Source organism: Janthinobacterium agaricidamnosum (genome assembly GCF_003667705.1).
Taxonomy (GTDB): Bacteria; Pseudomonadota; Gammaproteobacteria; order Burkholderiales; family Burkholderiaceae_D; genus Janthinobacterium.
In genome coordinates this window covers 6259407-6275861 of sequence record NZ_CP033019.1, presented here as the reverse complement: position 1 = coordinate 6275861, position 16455 = coordinate 6259407, and the positions used below count along the sequence as shown (strand labels likewise).

The 16455-nt window shown below is 64.6% G+C and carries 14 protein-coding genes; 4 read left to right on the top strand and 10 right to left on the bottom strand.

The window, feature by feature from the left end; all coding sequences use genetic code 11:
* Positions 1-70 precede the first annotated feature (70 nt).
* From D9M09_RS28345 to D9M09_RS28335, 3 genes are all read right to left on the bottom strand, one after another.
* Positions 71-1666, bottom strand: coding sequence for a DUF3369 domain-containing protein (locus D9M09_RS28345; RefSeq protein WP_070220797.1), 1596 nt, complete (start codon positions 1664-1666; stop codon positions 71-73).
* Between the two features lie 63 nt (positions 1667-1729).
* Complete coding sequence (locus tag D9M09_RS28340; RefSeq protein ID WP_070220799.1) at positions 1730-2821, bottom strand: J domain-containing protein; 1092 nt, start codon at positions 2819-2821, stop codon at positions 1730-1732.
* Positions 2822-2970: 149 nt separating this feature from the next.
* Positions 2971-4122, bottom strand: coding sequence for a class I SAM-dependent methyltransferase (locus D9M09_RS28335; protein WP_070289509.1), 1152 nt, complete (start codon positions 4120-4122; stop codon positions 2971-2973).
* Positions 4123-4196: 74 nt separating this feature from the next.
* On the opposite strand from D9M09_RS28335, the gene D9M09_RS28330 reads away from it, so the two are divergent.
* The 4 genes from D9M09_RS28330 to pepF all read left to right on the top strand — a co-directional run bounded on the left by D9M09_RS28330 (position 4197) and on the right by pepF (position 8473).
* Positions 4197-4985 (top strand): SDR family oxidoreductase, encoded by a 789-nt coding sequence (locus tag D9M09_RS28330; protein ID WP_121671267.1) that lies wholly within the window; start codon positions 4197-4199, stop codon positions 4983-4985.
* 52 nt (positions 4986-5037) lie between these two features.
* On the top strand, positions 5038-5436 hold the full coding sequence (locus D9M09_RS28325; protein WP_070220805.1) for a dihydroneopterin aldolase: 399 nt from the start codon (positions 5038-5040) through the stop codon (positions 5434-5436).
* Between the two features lie 5 nt (positions 5437-5441).
* Positions 5442-6404: a tRNA 2-thiocytidine(32) synthetase TtcA gene (gene ttcA / locus D9M09_RS28320; protein WP_409028786.1), complete on the top strand. Its 963-nt coding sequence runs from the start codon at positions 5442-5444 to the stop codon at positions 6402-6404.
* Positions 6405-6583: 179 nt separating this feature from the next.
* Positions 6584-8473, top strand: a complete 1890-nt coding sequence (gene pepF, locus D9M09_RS28315; protein ID WP_121670892.1) for an oligoendopeptidase F — start codon at positions 6584-6586, stop codon at positions 8471-8473.
* Positions 8474-8558: 85 nt separating this feature from the next.
* Here the strand turns inward: pepF and kefC are convergent, their stop codons facing one another.
* From kefC to D9M09_RS28280, 7 genes are all read right to left on the bottom strand, one after another.
* A complete protein-coding gene (gene kefC, locus D9M09_RS28310; protein WP_070220809.1) occupies positions 8559-10373 on the bottom strand; it encodes a glutathione-regulated potassium-efflux system protein KefC in 1815 nt (604 codons plus the stop codon).
* Positions 10374-10457: 84 nt separating this feature from the next.
* A complete protein-coding gene (locus tag D9M09_RS28305) occupies positions 10458-11042 on the bottom strand; it encodes an SRPBCC family protein (protein WP_121670891.1) in 585 nt (194 codons plus the stop codon).
* A complete protein-coding gene (locus D9M09_RS28300) occupies positions 11039-11623 on the bottom strand; it encodes a dual specificity protein phosphatase family protein (protein ID WP_121670890.1) in 585 nt (194 codons plus the stop codon). Before D9M09_RS28300 ends, D9M09_RS28305 begins: the two co-directional genes overlap by 4 nt.
* Complete coding sequence (locus D9M09_RS28295; protein WP_070220815.1) at positions 11620-12102, bottom strand: hypothetical protein; 483 nt, start codon at positions 12100-12102, stop codon at positions 11620-11622. Before D9M09_RS28295 ends, D9M09_RS28300 begins: the two co-directional genes overlap by 4 nt.
* Complete coding sequence (locus tag D9M09_RS28290) at positions 12099-13226, bottom strand: MGDG synthase family glycosyltransferase (protein ID WP_121670889.1); 1128 nt, start codon at positions 13224-13226, stop codon at positions 12099-12101. Before D9M09_RS28290 ends, D9M09_RS28295 begins: the two co-directional genes overlap by 4 nt.
* A 109-nt stretch (positions 13227-13335) precedes the next feature.
* A complete protein-coding gene (locus D9M09_RS28285) occupies positions 13336-14481 on the bottom strand; it encodes an ankyrin repeat domain-containing protein (RefSeq protein WP_121670888.1) in 1146 nt (381 codons plus the stop codon).
* A 61-nt stretch (positions 14482-14542) separates the two neighbouring features.
* Positions 14543-16363, bottom strand: coding sequence for a M14 family metallopeptidase (locus D9M09_RS28280; RefSeq protein WP_121670887.1), 1821 nt, complete (start codon positions 16361-16363; stop codon positions 14543-14545).
* Between the last annotated feature and the right edge of the window lie 92 nt (positions 16364-16455).

Here is a 16455-nt window from a genome sequence, read left to right as displayed (position 1 = left end):
TGCCGAGTATATGACGGCGCCGCGCGCAAGGGAATGGGGCCGTGCCGAAAAGCGCCAACGAAGTTGCTGCTCAAGCGGTGGCGCGCTCCGGATGCCACAGTTGCGGCTCGTTGTCGATCAGATCCAGCAGCGCCGCCACCACTTCCGGGTCGAACTGGCTGCCGCTGCGCTGCTCGATGTATTCACGCACCTGCGGATACGGCCACGGCTCCTTGTACGGCCGCTCATGCAGCAAGGCATCGAAGACGTCGACCACGGCAACGATGCGCGCGGCCAAGGGAATGTCGCGTCCCTTCAGGCCGTTCGGATAGCCGGCGCCGTCGAAATGTTCATGGTGGCCGCCCGCGATCTGCGCGCCATACGTGAGGTAGCTGACGCCGTCGACCATGTTGGCGGCCCGCTCGAGGATGGTGCGCCCGACGCTGGCGTGCAGCTGCATCTGCACCCGCTCCTCGTCCGTATGCCGGCCCGGCTTGAGCAGCACGGCGTCCGGCGTGGCCACCTTGCCCACGTCGTGCAGGATGCTGGCCAGGCCGATCATGTCGAGCAGCTGCGGCGTGAGCTCGTCGGCATACACCCCGCGCTGCTGGATGCGCAGGGCGATGGCGTCGGACAGCTGCTGCACGCGCCGCACGTGGCCGCCCGTGTCGCTGTCGCGGAACTCGGCCAGGTCGGCCAGCGCCACGACGGTCGCTTCCTGCGCCTTGCGCAGCTGGCCGAACATGTACAGGTTGTCGAAGGCGGCCGCGATACGCTGGCAAAACACTTCCAGCAGATCGCGCTGGATCTGCGCCAGCGGCCACGGCGGCGTGACGGAAATGGCCAGCTCGCGGTTGCCTTCCGTGTGGATGAACAGCACATTGGCCGGATGCTCGAACTGGCTGCGCTTTTCCGCGAACGCCTTGTCGATGGTGGGCGTGAGCGCGTGGTCGGCCGGCATGGCTTCCGCCTCGGCCAGCACGGCGTAGGTGCCCGTGGCAGCGACCACCTCGGGCCGCCCGGCGCCGCCCTGCATCAGGCACAGCACGCCGTCGGCACCCACGTCGAGGATGGCGCTAACCTGGTTGAGCACGCCGGAAGCGAATTCGCGCAGCGAATGGATCTGGTACAGATTGGTGGCGCCGGCGAGGATCTTGCCCAGGCCGATGCGGCTGCGCTCGAGCATCATCAGGCTCTCGTAGGCGCGCAAAGCCGAGATAACGGTGGTAAACAGCTTTTGCGTCGTCAGCTCCGTCTTGGCCTTGTAATCGTTGATGTCGTATTCGATGATGACGCGCTGCTCGGGCGCCTGGCCCGGCTGGCCCGTGCGCAGCACGACGCGCACGATGGAGTTGTTCAGGTCGGCGCGGATGCGCTTGGCGAGGATCAGGCCGGCGTCATCCGTTTCCATCACCACGTCGAGCAGCACCAGCGCGATATCGGGCGTGTCGCGCAGGATCTCGTACCCCTCGCGGCCGCTGTAGGCGGAAAACAGTTCCAGTTCGCGGCCCTTGAAGCTGACATTGCGCAGCGCCAGCCGCGTGACCGCATGCACATCGACGTCGTCATCGACGATCAGCACACGCCACAGGCGCTGGTCGGGCGCGGCCAACCCGGCTGGACTGGCCACCGGCTCATCTTCGTCGAGCAGCCAGTTATCATCTGCATCGGCTTTGAGGTCGGTCATGAATACTCCTAAGGGATAAGTTCGATGTGGACGCTGCGTTGACGCATATCAAGCATAATCAGATTAGATGCTGCTTACAACAGGATTCTGCGTACCACCCTCTCCCGCGGCAGGCGCCGGCGCCGGTATCGAGGCGCCGCTGCGCGTGGTGCCGCCGCAATTGTCCTGGCCTGGCCCGACGGCCTGGTAGCGCACTTCGTATTTGCCCGCGCTGAGCTGCTCCACGGTCAGCTTGTCATTGGCCAGGATGTACAGGTAGCGCACATTCGAGCGCCGCTCCTGGTCATACAGCTTGACGAAGACGGGCGCCGTATTGCTGCTGTTATCGATGGTTAAACTCAGTTCATCGCCCTTGTTGCCGATCGGGAAGCCATCGACATAGCCGGACCGCGCCGGCCAAGGCTCGCCATTCGGCGCCACCAGCCCCGCCGACTCGGCCTGGCTGGCGCCATCGCAGGCGGGCCGGCTGGCTTTCAGGCTCAGCTGCGCCACGGCCAGCACGCGGATCTCGGGCGCCTTCGCTTGCGCGGGCTCGGCCGCATACGGCTTGCCCACGGCCCAGCTATCGATAGCCACCGCCTCGTTTTTTGCCGGCGGCGTGGCTGCGCTCTCCGCCGTTGCCGTGTCCGGGTGCACCCTGGCGCCATCGCGGGCCAGCCCGCTCCAGGCCGACGCCAGCGCGGCAGGCACGGGCGGCGAGGTATCGAGCATCAGCAAGGCGCCCAGCCAGCCCAGCAGCAGGCAGACAAGCAAACTCAGCCACCAGCGCCAGTTGCGCCAGATGGGCAGCGCCCCACTCCGCGGCTTGCCCTTCGGCGGCGGCACATCCTGCGCCCAGGTGTGCTCATGCGATTGGGCATGGCCTTTCGCGCGGCCATCGCGGCTCTTGCCTTCTTCGTGGTGGGTGCTTTCCAGCCATTCGATTTCCCACTCCTCGGCGGCGATCCACTCGTCGTGTTCCTTGCGGCGTTGCGGATCGGACAAGGTGCCATAGGCGCTGTTGAGGATGGCCATGATGCGGGCGGCCTTTTCGTCGCCGGGATTCTTGTCGGGGTGGTATTTCTGGCTGAGGGCTTTATACGCGGCACGTATGACTTCCTGCGGCGCCAGGCGCGCCACTTTCAGGTTGTCATAGTGTGTATGTATCTTTCCCATCGTTCTATCTTGAAATCGGTGCGCGGCGACGGGTTCTTGCAGGATGGAACCGTGCTGTGTCGGTCATCATATACGATATGACAAGATAATAACCACCGGCGGACAGGAAATTACAGGGCGGTACGGCCCTGCCTTGATATTGACCGCGCTTACAGGCGGTGACTGCGGTCACTGGACAACAGCGCTTCCGGCAACGCCACCTGGTGCCCCACCGCCAGTACCTTGAACAATTCGCCCATCTCGGCCGGCGACACCAGCTTTTGCACGGCGCTGGCCTGCGGCAGGTAGGTCTTGACCTGCTCGGGGTCGGTGCGCAGCAGCAAGTCGCCGATACCGGAGCCCAGCAGGAAGGACGCCTGGTTCATGTATGCGAGCACGTCGAGGCCCGCATCCTGCGCCGCCACCGCCATGGCCGTAAAATCCACGTGAGCCGTGATGTCCTGCAAACCGGGCAGATAAAACGGTTCCGCATGGGCATGGTGGCGGTAATGGCACATCAGGGTGCCCGTGGCGCGCAGGTCCAGATAATACTCGTGCGCAGGAAAACCGTAATCGAACAGCACGGCCGCGCCGCCCTTGCCATTGGTCAGCATGCGCGCCAGCGAGCGCATGAAGCCGCAGGCCACGCCATGAATTTCTGTGACATAGCCGACCGGCAAGTCATCGGCGTCCGGCACCTGGGCGGCGATCTGCGCGGCCACGTCGGCGCCGGCAGGGCGTTCGACAAACACGAACTGGCCGTCGGCAATGCTGACGTCGAGTTCGCACCAGCCGGCGGGCGTCTTGCTGATCAGGTTGACGGGCATGGCGTCGAGCACTTCATTGCCGAACACGGCGCCTTCAAAACTGTCGGGGAAGCCGTCGAGCCACACCACTTGCGGAAAGGCGGCCAGCGCCAGCTCCTGGCGCGCGCGCAATTCGCCGGACAATTCGACGATCGCATACTGTTCGATAGCGATGCCGGCATTCGCCGCTTCCGTCAGGATATCGAAAGCCAGCTTGCCCGTGCCGGCGCCGAATTCGAGGATGCGCGGGGCCGTTTGCGCCATAATAGCGGCTGCCACATGGGCCAGCGTGGCGCCGAACAGGGGCGAAATCTCCGGCGCGGTTGTAAAATCGCCATCTTTGCCCAGCTTGGCGGCGCCGCCGCTGTAATAGCCGAGGTCAGGCGCGTACAGCGCCAGCTCCATGAAGCGGACAAAAGGAATGGCGCCGTCATTGCGCGCGATTTCGGCGGCAATCTGGTGCTGCAAGGCATGGGACGCGGCCAGCGCGTCGCTATCGGGTGCGGGAAGAGACATTCCCGCATTGTAGCGAATCGGCGGCGCATGCCGCCAGTGTGGCGTCCACCGAATATCTCAACCATAGCAAAGACATGACAGAAGCAACGACAACGCCCTTCGACAGCATTCCCCGCGTCGCCCTTGTCACGGGCGCGGCGCGCCGCATCGGCCGCGCCATCGCGCTGGGCCTGGCGCGCGACGGCTGGGATATCGCCGTCCACTACCGCGACTCGCGCGATGAAGCGCTCAGCCTGGTGGCGGACGTCACGGCGCTGGGCCGCCGCGCGCAAGCGTTCGCCTGCGACCTGGCGCAGGAAGACGCCGTGCGCCAGCTGCTGCCGCAGGCACAGGCGGCGCTGGGACCCGTCACTTGCGTAGTCAACAACGCATCGTTGTTTGAATACGACAATGCGGGCGATTTTTCCTTCGCCGCCCTGGACGCCCACATGCACGCCAACCTGGCCGCCCCCATCCTGCTGGCGCAAGCGCTGTACCATGCCACCCCGGCAGGCGGGCAAGCCGTGGTCATCAACTTGCTGGACCAAAAACTGTACAATCTCAATCCTGATTTTTTGTCGTACACGCTGTCCAAGGCGGCGCTGCTGTCAGCGACCACCATGCTGGCCCAGGCGCTGGCGCCGAAAGTGCGCGTGGTGGGTATTGCCCCCGGCATCACCATGGTCTCCGGCGAGCAGACGGCAGCGAACTTTGCCAAGGCGCATGAAAACACGCCGCTAGGACGCTCCAGCACGCCCGAAGATGTGGCCGACAGCGTCTGTTACGTGGCCGGCGCGCGCGCGCTGACGGGCACGACCCTGCTGGTCGATGGCGGCCAGCATTTGATCGGCTTGCCGCGCGACGTCATGTTTTTGACCAAATAATCAGCAGCCCTGCCAAACAACCCGCATTCAGCATTCCCGAAAAGGTAAAACTATGTCGTCCGCCCTGTCCCACCCTCGCCTGCTTGATTGCCGCCGGCTGTTCCTGCGCAATTACGAAGTCCTCATCAACATCGGCGTCTACGACTTCGAGAAAAAGGGCGAGCAGCGCGTCCTCATCAACGTCGACCTGTACATTCCCCTGGCCCTGTCGACGCCCAAGGATGACCAGCTGGAAGAGGTGGTCGATTACGACTTCATGCGCGAAACCATCGCCAGGCGCATGGCGCAAGGCCACGTGCAGCTGCAGGAAAGCCTGGTCGACGACGTGCTCGCCGCCATGCTGGCCCACCCGCGCGTGCGCGCCGCGCGCGTGTCGAGCATGAAACCGGACGTGTATCCCGACTGCGAAGGCGTGGGCGTGGAAGTATTCAAGATCAAGGATGAAGCATGAACAACATGAGCAACACCGCCGTGCTGGAAACGACGACGACGGCCGTGGAATTCCCGGCCAATGTGGAAGCGCAGAAACTGGCGCGCAAGAAGGCGGAAAAGATCGCCCTGGAAAACAACAAGCTGCACAAGCGCCTGTGCCGCCTGGTGGGCCAGGCCATCGGCGACTTCAATATGATCGAAGACGGCGACAAGGTAATGGTGTGCCTGTCGGGCGGCAAGGATAGCTATGCCCTGCTGGACATCCTGATGACCTTGCGCGAACGTGCGCCGATTCACTTCGATATCGTCGCCGTCAACCTGGATCAGAAGCAGCCGAACTTCCCGCCGGAAATCCTGCCCGCCTACCTGACGGAACTGGGCGTGGCCTTCCATATCGAAAACCAGGATACCTACAGCATCGTCAAGCGCCTGATCCCGGAAGGCAAGACGACCTGCTCGCTGTGCTCGCGCCTGCGCCGCGGCATCCTGTACCGCGTGGCCGACGAGCTGGGCGCCAACAAGATCGCCCTGGGCCACCACCGCGATGATATTTTGGAAACGTTCTTCCTGAATATGTTCTTCGGCGGCAAACTGAAAGGCATGCCGGCCAAGCTGCAATCGGACGACGGCAAGCACATCGTCATCCGCCCGATGGCGTATGTGAAGGAAGAAGACACGCAGCGCTATGCGGAAGTCAAGGGCTTCCCCATCATTCCATGCGATTTGTGCGGTTCGCAGGAAAACCTGCAGCGCAAGCAGATCAAGGGCTTGATGCGCGAATGGGACAAGAAATTCCCGGGCCGCGTGGAAAGCATCTTCTCGGCCCTGTCGAACGTGGCGCCATCGCACCTGATGGATCCGAAGCTGTTCGGCTTCAAGGACTTGAAGGCGGACGGCGTGGCCAACCCCATGGGCGACATCGCCTTCGACGAAGAGCCGTGCTCGACGCCGACCACGTTCGGCACGATTCCGCTGCAAGCGCTGTAATCGGCTGTTCTCAGCCCGTGTTGTTTCGCCGCCACCGCCCAGGTGGCGGCGCCCCGCCTCTTTCCCCCTCCCCTCATTTGCTGTACCGTAGGTAACTCTGCCGGTACGCGGTGTGTCACGCGCACGTCCCTGCCCGGCGGTCAGCACGCATTCTTCCGACAACCTCACTGGAATGAACCATGACGCCATCCGCACTCAAGCGCCCCCTGCTGTTCTCCCTGCTGGCCCTCAGCCTCGCCACCGCCTCTGCCGCTCCTGCGCCAGCCCCCGCTCAGACCGACAAACAGGCCGACCGCTGGGATTTGACGGCGCTGTATCAAAACGACGCCGCATTCGACGCCGACGCGAAAAAACTGTCGGGCCAGCTGCAGCAACTGGGCGGCTGCAAGGGGCAGCTGGGAGGCTCGCCGGCCCGCCTGAAAAGCTGCCTGGACCTGTACGCCGATGCGCGCAAGCGCGTCAACACGCTGTATACCTATGCGGCGCAGTATTACGACCAGGATACGGGCGACAGCAAGGGCAACCAGCTGAACCAGCGCGCCGCCCTGCTGGGCAACGAGTTCACCCAGGCGGTGACCTTTTTACAGCCGGAAATCCTCGCCCTGGGCAGCAAGCGCATCGATGCCATGCTGGCGAAAGACAAGGGCCTGCAGCTGTACCGCTTTCAATTGAGTAACATGCTGCGCAGCGCGCCGCACACGCTCGACGCGGCCGGCGAACAGCTGGTGGCGCAGTTCGGCCTGGCAACAAGCTCGGCCGCCAGCGTCTACCGCACCCTGGCCAATGCGGAAATCCCGTGGCCGACCGTCACACTGTCGGACGGCAAGCAAGTGCGCCTCGACCAGGCGGCGTACACGAAATACCGGGGCGATGACAATCGCGCCGACCGCAAGCGGGTGTTCGACGCCTTCTTCGGCAAGTGGAAAGAGTACGAACGCACGTTCGGCGAAACCCTGTACGGCCAGCTGAAAACGGATGCCGCGTATGCCAAGGTGCGCCGTTACGCCGATTCGCAAAGCGCCGCGCTCGATGCCGACAACTTGCCGCCGGCCGTCTACCAGACCCTGATCGCGCAAACCAACGCCAACCTGCCCACCCTGCACCGCTACTTCAAGCTGCGCGCGCGCATGCTGGGCATCAAGGACCTGGCGTACTACGACGTGTATGCGCCGCTGCTGAAAAGCGAGCGCACCTTCCCGCTGGCCGAAGGCAAGCAGATGATGCTCGCTTCCGCCGCGCCGCTGGGCCCCGACTACGTCAAGGCGCTCACTGCCGCCGTGGACGCGCGCTGGATGGATGTGTATCCGCGTCCGCGCAAGGTTGCGGGTGCCTACATGAATGGCGACGCGTATGACGTGCATCCGTTCGTGCTGCTCAATTACACGGACAATTACGAAGCCGTCAGCACCCTGACGCACGAATGGGGCCACGCCATGCACTCGGTGCTGGCCAACAAGGCGCAGCCGTCGATCTATGCGCCGTACAGCATCTTTGTCGCGGAAATCGCCTCGACCACGAACGAGGCGCTGCTGCTCGACGCGCGCCTGAAGCAGGCCAAGGATGACGACGAGCGCCTGCTGTACCTGGGCGCAGCGCTGGAAAACCTGCGCGGCACCTTCTTCCGCCAATCCATGTTCGCCGAATTCGAGGCGGCCATCCACGGCAAGGTGGACAAGGGAGCGTCGCTGACGGGCGAAGAAATCACGGCCATCTATGCCGATATCCTCAAGCGCTACCACGGCGAAGCGCAGGGCGTCATGACCATCGACCCCGCCTACGCGCTGGAATGGGCGTATGTGCCGCATTTCTATCACGGTTTCTATGTGTTCCAGTACGCCACCTCGATCGCGGCGGCGCAGGATTTCGCACAGCGCATCCTCGACAAGGAACCGGGCGCGCTGGCCGCCTACCTGAAGATGCTCAGTGCGGGCGGCTCGGCCTACCCCTACGATCTGGTGAAGGCGGCCGGCGTCGACCTGGCATCGCCGAAACCGTACCAGGCGCTGGCGGCGCGCATGAACGGCATCATGGACCAGATCGAGGCGATTGAGAGCAAACGGGGAAAATAAGCCGCTTGCCAGGAGGCGTAGGTCGGCTTAGCGCAAAGCGCGTAAGCCGACACCGCCAACACGATGTCGGATTACGCGGTTCCCGCTAATCCGACCTACCGTTCTCCGCTTCCGCCGCCGCAAACGCGGCCGCATCGCTCTCGAACATGTCTTCCAGCTCCTCGCGCGCCTGGCGCGTGAGGGACATGACTTTTTGCTGGTCCTGGAAGTGCGGCGCCACTTCCAGCAAAGTTTTCAGGTTATGCCGGCCGAAGATGCCGGCCGCGCGCTGCGCCCGCTCGGCGCTGAAGCCCACCTGCTGCAAGGTCTGCTCGCCCAGCAACAGGGCCGCGGCAAACGTCTCGCGCTCGATCAGGGTCACGCCGCGCTTCATCAATTCATAGTAATGCGTGACGTTGCGCGCGCGCGCCAGGATCGTCAGCTCGGGCAGGCGCAGGCGCACGGCGTCGACCAGGGCCAGGCTGTCGTCCACATTGTCGATGGCGATCACCAGCGCCTTCGCCTTCTCGATGCCGGCCGCCACCAGCAGGTCCACGCGCGTGGCGTCGCCATAAAACACCTTGAAGCCAAACTTGCGCAGCAGTTCGATCTGGTCCGGGTCGTGGTCGAGCACCGTCACGCCGATCTTGTTGGCCGCCAGCAGGCGGCCGATGATCTGGCCGAAGCGGCCGAAGCCGGCGATGACGATGGGGTTGTCCTGCGCCTCGATATGGTCGTCGGGACGGCGCTTCTTCTCGCCCTGCAGACGCGGCGCGACGAACTTGTCGTGCGCCAGCAGCAGCAGGGGCGTGGCCACCATCGACAGGGTCACCACCACGACCAGCAGCGCGGCCGTCTGCGGCGCAAACACATGCGCGGCCTCGGCGGCGGCAAACACGACGAAGGCAAATTCGCCACCCTGCGACAGCAGCAGCGCAAAAAACAGCTGCTGGCCGCGGGGAATGTCGAAAAACTTCGACAACACATACAGCAAGCCGATCTTGACCACCAGCAGCCCCGCCACCAGGGCCAGGATCAGCAGCGGCTGGGCGCGCAGCACGCCGAAATCGACGGACATGCCCACGGCGATGAAGAACAGGCCCAGCAGCAAACCCTTGAACGGTTCCAGGTCGGAAATGAGTTCATGCCGGTATTCGGAATCGGCCAGCAGCACGCCCGCCATGAAGGTGCCCAGCGCCATCGACAAGCCCACCGATTCCATCAGCACGCAAATGGCGATCACCAGCAGCAGGGCAAAGGCCGTGAAGATTTCGCGCAAGTCCGTCTTGGCGATGAAGCGCAGGATGGGGTTCACCAGGAAGCGCCCGCCGATCACCAGGGCGGCCAGCACGGCGGCCAGCTTGGCCACGCGCAGCCAGCCCGGTTCGCCGCTATGCGTGACCAGGCCGCCCAAGAGCGGCACCAGCGCGATCATGGGAATGGCGGCGATATCCTGGAACAGCAAGATGGAAAAGCCGGCGGAACCGGCCGGCGTACTCATCAGTTTACGTTCGCCCAAGGTGGCCAGCACGATGGCCGTCGACGACAGCGACAGCCCCAGCGCACCGACCAGCGCCGTGCGCCAGTCCACGCCGAACGCCATGGCCACGGCGCACAGTCCCGCGCTGACGACGCCCACCTGCGCCCCGCCCCAGCCGAAGATGGGCCGGCGCAGCAGCCACAATCGCCTGGGCTCGAGCTCCAGTCCGATCAAAAACAGCAGCAGCACCACACCGAACTCGGAAAAGCTGAGAATCACCTCGACATTCTTGATCAGGCCCAGGCCCCACGGTCCGATGACGACGCCGGCCACCAGATAACCGAGCACGGCGCCCATGCCCAGACGCTTGGCCAGCGGCACCATGATGATGGCGGCGACCAGGTAAAACAGTATGTTGATGAGAAAGCTGTGGTGTTCCATGCGGATTCCGGGCGGATGTGTGGATGAAACGACATCATGCCTGAAGTGGCGCGCCCGCGTGAAGTGGCTGCTCCGCCACGCCGGCTATTTGCGCGCAGCCACCCGCGCCCGCAGCGCGTCGAACATTTTCGGGATGCTGTCGCGGCTCATGCTGTCGACGATCCAGCCCAGGCCCATCGGCACGGGGCCCGGATCCGTGTACACCTGGTACCTGACGGCGGCAGCGCCCGCGTCAAACGGATCCGGCGACAGCTGCCAGTAGCCGCTGGTGTCGGCGATGGTGTCCTCCACCTTCAGTCCCTCCATCGGCACCAGCTTCCAGGCCAGGCTGCAGCTGGCGTCAAGCACCTTGGGCGTCATTCTCAGGCGGTATTGCTTGATTTCTCCCATCGGCAGCTTGAGCGTGACGTCGACCAGCGACACGCCGCCGCCGGCGGCCGTCACCTTGATCTTGTCCACGTTCGGCATGAACTGCGGATAGCCGGCGAAATCCTGGATGGCCGCGCAGACGGTGGCCACGCTGGCCGGCATGCTAGTCGTGGCGGCAAAGGTCTTGCCGGGCATGCCGGCTTTGCTGACATCGCGCACATCGAGCGCAGGCGTGGCCGCCAGGGCGGCCGGCGGATAACAGGCGGAACAGGCGGCCAGTGCGAACAGCAGGGTCTTCATGGTTTTTCCTGTTCGATCTGCGCGCGCAGCGCCGCCACGTCGACGCGCTTGAGGTAGCTTTCGATATTCTTCCACACGGCGTGATAGCCGTAACCGCCGTTCTTCAACTCGTCGATCGCCTTCGCGCGCGGCCAGCCCTGGTACAGCATGCGGTACATGGCAGCCATCAGGCCCGTGCGGTCGGCGCCGTGCAGGCAGTGCAGCAGCACGGGGCCCTGCTGTTCGGCGGCGCGGATGCTGCGCATGGTCTCGATCACATGCTTGTCGCGGATGGCCCAGGTATTGATGGGAATGCGGACGGCGCGGATGCCGCTGCCATCGAGCACCTGCGTGTCCGAATGGAAGGAGCGCAGGCTGATCACCGTCTTCACGCCCAGCGTCTGCAGCTGGGCCACGTCGGCGCTGTCGAGCTTTGCGCTGCGGAACAGGACGGGGGTGACCTGGTGCAGGTTCGACACGTGCGGCAGCGGCGTCGCCCACTCGGCATTGCGCTCGGGCGCCCCGGGCGCTTGCGCGCCGGCGGAACCGGCCGCCAGGGCCAGGAATAGCAGCAAAAGATGCGGCAAGGGCGATAAGGTCATGACTTCCTCTTGTATGAAAACCACAGCAGCACGCCAGCCAGCAGCAGCGATACCCAGTAGTCGGTCGGCGCCCACCACAGCCAGTGCTTGTGCCAGGCGATGTGGGCCGGATTGAAGTGCGCCACGCCATAGGCGGGATTGAGCACGAACCACAGATAATCCTCGATGATCCAGAACAGCATGATGCAGCCGATGGCGCGGCACTCGAGGCGCGGCGACCATTGCGCCAGGAAGAGCATGGGAAAATGGAAGAACAGGGCAATGAAGGGAAACACCCAGGCATGGTAGCCCGTCATCGGCCGCCCGCCCCAGAAGATATCGAGCAGCCAATGGCTTTCGATACGCCAGGTGGGCAGGTTCGCGGCCCAGCCGGCCGGCCCCTCGATCTGGATTTCCACCTGCGCAAAAAACAGTCCCAGCAGGGCTACCCAGGCCAGCGTCAGGGCGATCTGCCAGGGTTTTACTACGCCCCCTGTCAAGCCAGCACCTGCGCCAGTACATCCAGGGCGGCGCGCGGACGGCCCAGGGCCAGCGCTTTTGCGCGCATGGCTTGCAACTGCTCCGGATGATCGAGCAACAGGCGCACGCGGTATTCGAGGGTGACGGCGTCGAATGCCTTCAGGGCCACGCCCTGCTCCAGCAGATAGTCGGCATTGCGCTCTTCCTGCCCCGGAATCGGCGAGTTGACGATCATGGGCAAGCCCAGGGCCAGGCATTCGGACGTGGTCAACCCGCCCGGCTTGGTGATCACCAGATCGGCACACGCCATCAGGCGCTCGACTTCGCTGGTAAAGCCTTGCGCCAGCAGGCGGCCCGGATACTGGCCGGCCAGCGCCTGCAGCGCCGCCAGTGCGGCGGCATTTTTTCCCGCCAGCACGATCAGCTGGAAGTCGCCCGGCAGCGCCAGCAGGCGCGCGGCCACCGTTTCAAGGCTGCCCAGTCCCGCTCCGCCGCCCATCAGCAAAATCGTCGTGCGCCGCGGGTCGAGGCCAAACGCCTGCGCGCACTGCGCCCGACCGGGCGCCTGCGCAAAGGCGGGCATGATGGGGATGCCCGTCACATGGATGCGCTCGGCGGGGATGCCTTCGTGGCGCATGCGGAACGCCACTTCGTCGGTGGCGGCAAAATAGCCCTGCATTTGCTCATGCACCCACATGCGGTGCAAGTCGAAATCGGTGACCTGTACCCACACCGGGCAGGCCAGTTGCTGCTGGCGCAGCGCGCGCGACAGCAGTTCGGCCGGCAGGAAATGCGTGCAGATGATGGCATCGGGCTGGAAGGCGGCGATCTGCGCCATCAGCGCGCGCGTGTTGAGGCGCTCGACGGCGCGGCGCAATCGCTGCATCGAGCTGTCGCGCGGCGCGTCGTGGGTGGCATGGTACAGATAGCCCCACAGCGCGGGCGCCTTGTTGACCAGCTTGATATAAAAATCCGTGTACAGCTTGCGGAATGCGGGCGTGACGAAATCCATCACGTCGAGATGGCTGGCGACGGTGTGCTGCTCCAGGCCGGCATATGCCTCGATGGCTTGCGCCGCGCGCAGGTGGCCGGCGCCGGCCGAAACGCTCAACAAGAGAATTTTTTTCTGTTTTTTTTCTGTCATGGGGAAACCGGTGAATGGAACAGCTGGCCGCTGGCGCGGAAGATCGAAAGAATAACATTTCCCCAATTGAATCTGATTGATCGTGCGCATCTCGTTACTGCCGTGCGCGCTAGCGTGGGATGGCAAACGGCAAGGCCGACACTTTCCAGCTGCCTTTGAGCTTGCGCTCCATCAAGGCCGGCAAGGTGCTGGCGCCGGGCGCGCCTTTCTTTGTGTACGCCACCGGCACCAGCAGATAGATGGTGACCTTGTCATCGTCGGCAACGTCGTCTTCCTCCGGCTCGGGGTTCCAGCGCTTGTCGATGGCCAGCAGCGCATCGACGCCTTCCGGCCACGCCAGGTCCGCCAGATAAGGATCGTCGCGCCGCAGCAGCTCGCCCGCCGCCAGGCTGGCCTGGTCGAGCGTGCGCCGTCCCAGGCGTGCCAGCAGCGCCACGGGAAAGCGCCATGGGCTGTGCTCCGCAAAGCCGTGTACGGTCAGCGGCCAGCGGGCCGGCAGGCAGACGGCCAGTTCGGTCATCGGCGATTGCTGGAACAGGCCAGCCGTGAACAGCAGCTTGAATTCGCGCTTGCCGCCGATGCAGCTGATCCCCAGCGAAAAGCGCGCGTCGCCGCTGTCCGGGCTGAACACCGCTGGCAATACCCAGCCGGCGCTATGGTGCATGAAGGTGCGGATGACATCCTGCGGTGAGGCGGCCGCTTGTTGCGGCACGTCGAGTATGCTGACGCCGCCGGCGGTGGCGAGCATCTGGACGATAGCGGGAAAGCCCCAGCCGGCGGCAATATCGACCGGCGCCTGGTTCCAGCGCGTATGCAGGCGGTTCGGATTGGCGCCCCGCTGCAGCAGCAGGGCAACCACGTCCTGATGGCCGTCCACACAGGCGCTGTCCAGCGGCGACAAGATATTGTCCGGCAAGCCATCGACGGCGGCGCCATGGTCGAGCAGCCAGCGGCAGGTGTCGACGTGGCCATGACCGGCCGCCTCGCTCAGCGGCGTATGGTTGCGGTAACCGGGCAACGGCAAATCGATGTCCATGCCCAGCGACACGAGCAGGGCGCAGACCTCGCGGCTGCCGCTGACCGCGGCCAGATGCAGCAACGATTCGCCGTCATACATGTTGTAGCGGCGCAAGGTCGAGAGCAGCGGCGTGGCCTCGAGCAGGCTGCGCACCTGCTCCACCTGATTCTCGCCCACGGCGTCGCAGACGCGAAAAAACGCTTCCCGGTGCTGGTTGTACAGTGTGCTGTGACCCATTCTTCGTCTCTGCTCGTGGTGGCGGCGCCCTCATCGTGCGGAGAATAGCATTTTCTTTCGATTAATCTACGCGATTTGACAACTTCGGTGTGCGCGCAGGCGGCGATGCCATGCCGGCCGGCGCGGCATCCGTGCGCAGCACCGGATACAGGTTCAGACGCTCATCCCAGGAAGCATGGCGGCGGGCGAAGAACTCCAGGCGCGCGGCCGGGCTTTTTGCAAACGCGGGGTCGCTGGCCAGCTTTTCGTGGAACTGCGCCGCCAGCGCCGGATCGGCCGCCAGCTGCGCACGGGCCACATCTTCGGCCACGTATTCTTCCATGTATTCCTTGCGCTCGAAGGCCGTATTGAAACTGCCCCAGGCCAGCAGGGAATCGGGCGCGCGCGGCTCGAGCAGGGCCACGACCAGCCGCGCCTTGGCCTGGTTGACGGGCACGTACAGAGCACCTGCACCGACCGGACGCTCCTCTTTCTGCCACTCGCCCTGCACAGCCGCCGTCTGGCGCCCCTCGAACGACTGCGCGCCGAATTTCACCAGCGTGGCGCGGAAGGTTTCGACGGGCAGCGTGCCGGGCGCGGTGGCCAGCACCTGGTACGACACGCCATGCTGGCGCAGCTTGGCCGCCACCATCTGCGCCTGCGCGGCGGGCACGAGGTAGCCGGCCTTGGGCGCAGCCTGCTGCAGGTCGGGCACGATCTCGTCGCGCAGGGGCACGTTCCAGATCTGCGGCGTGGTTTCATCGTAGCGCGTCATCAGCGCGCCCGACACCTCGGATGGCGTGCGCGTGTAGGCGTAGCCGCGAAACGCGATCATGCGGCTCTTGTCTGTCGTTTTATACGTGAGCGGCAAGGTGGCGCCGGCCAGCTGCGCGGCGCGCGCGTCCGCCTCGAGCGCCGTTTGCCGCCACTGCGCGCCATGCTGCGCCACTTGCGACAGCAGCGAAACGATGGTGTTGCGCGTGATGCGCACGCGGGTCGGATAGTCCTTCCACGAATGGGTTTCCACCAGCATGCCGAAGCGGTTGCGCAGCTGGAAATAGCCATGCGAGAAGCGCGGATTCGGCGCCGAATCGACAAAGCCCGATTGCGGATTGTCGTTCTCGGCAAACGAAATATAGAACGGTTTCGGGTCCGAGCCCTGCCTAGCCAGGTCGGCCAGGACCTGATCGCGCAAGGCCGTGCCGGCCACGCGCAGGGCCGCGTCGCCCGCATGCACGGGTTCGACCTGGATCGAGATATCGGGTTCGAATTGCGCGCCATCGGTGACGTGCAAGTCGACATAGGCCAGCGGATCCCAGGCGTTCACCAGCGCCAGCATGTGCTGCATCTCGGGCGTATCGGCCTTCATGTATTCGCGGTTCAGATTGTAGTTTTGCGCCGTGCTGCGCCAGCCCATTTCCACGGGGCCGCGCTGGTTCGGACGGTTCCACCGGCCGAAGCGCTCATGGCCGTCGACATTGAAGACGGGCACGAACAGCAGCACTTGTTTATCCAGCGCGCCGGGCGCCGCCTTGCCCTCCAAGACTTCGCGCAAGGCCAGGAAACCGGCATCCTTGCCATCGATTTCGCCCGCATGGATGCCGCCCTGCACCAGCAGCACGGGCAGCTTGCGGCGCGCCGCCTCGGCCGGCGTCAGCGCGCCCGTGTTGGAGACGGCCAGCGCCAGCATGGGGCGGTTTTCCGGCGTGCGGCCAAATTCCACGCAGCGCACCTGCTTCGGATAGCGCGCCTGGAACTGGCGGCACAGGGCTTCCACTTCCGCATAGCGGCCGGTGCTGACAAAGCCCGAGCGTTCGGCCACCGTGGTCAACGGCGCGCCGGCTTGGGCGGGAGAGGCAAAGACGGACAATATGGCGGCGGACAGCAGGGCGAGGCGTAGCATGGGGGAGGCTCCAGCGGGCAGATGGGAAGCGGGGGATTATATGGCTAAATAAGCGAAAAAAATAAAAGCCAGGATAGCAATATGCGCTCCCG